This is a genomic window from Bradyrhizobium sp. Mp27 (assembly GCF_029953005.1).
In the GTDB taxonomy this organism is placed as follows: Bacteria; Pseudomonadota; Alphaproteobacteria; order Rhizobiales; family Xanthobacteraceae; genus Bradyrhizobium; species Bradyrhizobium barranii.
The window spans coordinates 1-1559 of the sequence record NZ_JASAUS010000478.1 but is presented as its reverse complement, the minus strand read 5'-3'; the positions used below and the strand labels follow the sequence as shown (position 1 = coordinate 1559).

Sequence of the window (1559 nt, the reverse complement as noted above, 5' to 3'; positions counted from 1 at the left end):
AGCTCGAGGACGCGATCGACGTCGAGGACGACCATGAGCTGCCCGTCGAGACGGTGGACGCCGCCGGCGAGCTTGGCCATGCGGGGATCGAGGTTGACGGGGTTCTCTTCCTTGCCGTCCTCGGCAAGCCGCAGCACCTCGCCGATCTGGTCGATCAGGAGGCCGTAGGATTCACCGCGCAGGTCGACGCCGACCGCCATCGGGGTCTTGCCGTCCTCAGGCTTGGGCAGGCCGAGCCGGGCACGCATGTCGACCACGGTGACGATGCGGCCGCGCAGATTCAGCACCCCCGCGATCTCGCGCGAGGACAGGGGAACGCGGGTGACGCGCTCGGGCATGAACACGTCCTGGACCCGGGAGATCGGCAGGCCGAACAGCTGGCCGCCGATCATCGCGGTGACGTATTCGACCATGGCGCCTTCGGTGGTCTGCATCTTGTTGCTCATCTCGATATCTCCTGATCCATCCCGCTCTTAGGCCGCTGCCCGGCTCAGCTCGGAGGCGCCGGCGGCACCCGCGGTCTGTTCCTTCAGCGCCGCGATCAGACCGGGACGGTCGAACTTGGCGACATAGTCGTGGAAGCCGGCCTGACGGCCGCGCTCGATCGCCGCCGGCGACACCAGCGCGGACAGGCCGATGATCGGCATCGCGCCCAGATTGGTGTCGGAGCGGATCACTTCGGCGAACTCGAACCCGTTCATGTCGGGCATCTCGATGTCGGTCAGGACCACGTCGAAGCTCTGTGCCCGCAGCGCCGCCAGGCCCTCCTGCGCGGTCGGCGCGGTGCGAACGCGGTAGCCGGCCGCCTTCAGCACCGGGGCCAGCATGTTGCGGAAGAACGCGGAGTCGTCGACCAGCAGCACCGACTGCGAGTGCTGCGACGGCTTCATCTCCTTGCGGGTGAACCAGTCGGCGAACGCCATCGGCAGGAAGTGGCCGACGTCGATCACTTCGGTGGCCTGGCCCTTGATCACGGCCGAGCCGAGAATGCCGGAGGCGGAGCCGCCGACCTCGATGTTGAGGCGTTCCTCGACGATGTCGATGATCTCGTCGACGACGAGGCCCATGGAGCGGCCGTCATCGGCGAACACCAGGATCGGCTGGGCGCCCTGGCTGGCAATGGTGACGCTCTCCATGGCGACCAGCGGCATCAGCTGCTCGCGGTACTGCACCATGTAGCGGCCGTTGCTGAACTCGATCTTGTCGGCCGGGAGCTCTTCCAGACGGGTGACGAGCCCGAGCGGGACCGCCTTGGGCTGGCTGGAGCCGGCGCGGAAGACCAGCAGCGAGGTGGTCTGCTCGCCACTTCCGATGTGATGCGCGCCGTTCTCGTCGCCCATGTCATGGGCCGAGGAGCCGGCGGCGCCGAGCGCTTTCGCAATGCCGTTGGGGTCGATGATCATGATCACAGCGCCATCGCCCAGAATGGTGTTGCCGGAGAACATGTCGATGTGACGGAGCTTCGTCGACATCGGCTTGACCACGATCTCTTCGGTATGGAACACGCCGTCGACGACGATGCCAAACGTCTGGCTGCCGACTTGCGTGACCACGATAAA

The 1559-nt window shown here is 66.5% G+C and carries 2 protein-coding genes; both read right to left on the bottom strand.

Going from position 1 to position 1559, the window contains the following annotated elements; genetic code table 11:
- On the bottom strand, positions 1–446 hold a 446-nt coding region (locus QJT78_RS51100), incomplete at its 3' end, for a chemotaxis protein CheW (protein ID WP_212479778.1).
- Positions 447–473: 27 nt separating this feature from the next.
- The coding region (locus QJT78_RS51095; RefSeq protein ID WP_212479779.1) for a response regulator at positions 474–1559 on the bottom strand (1086 nt) is incomplete at its 5' end.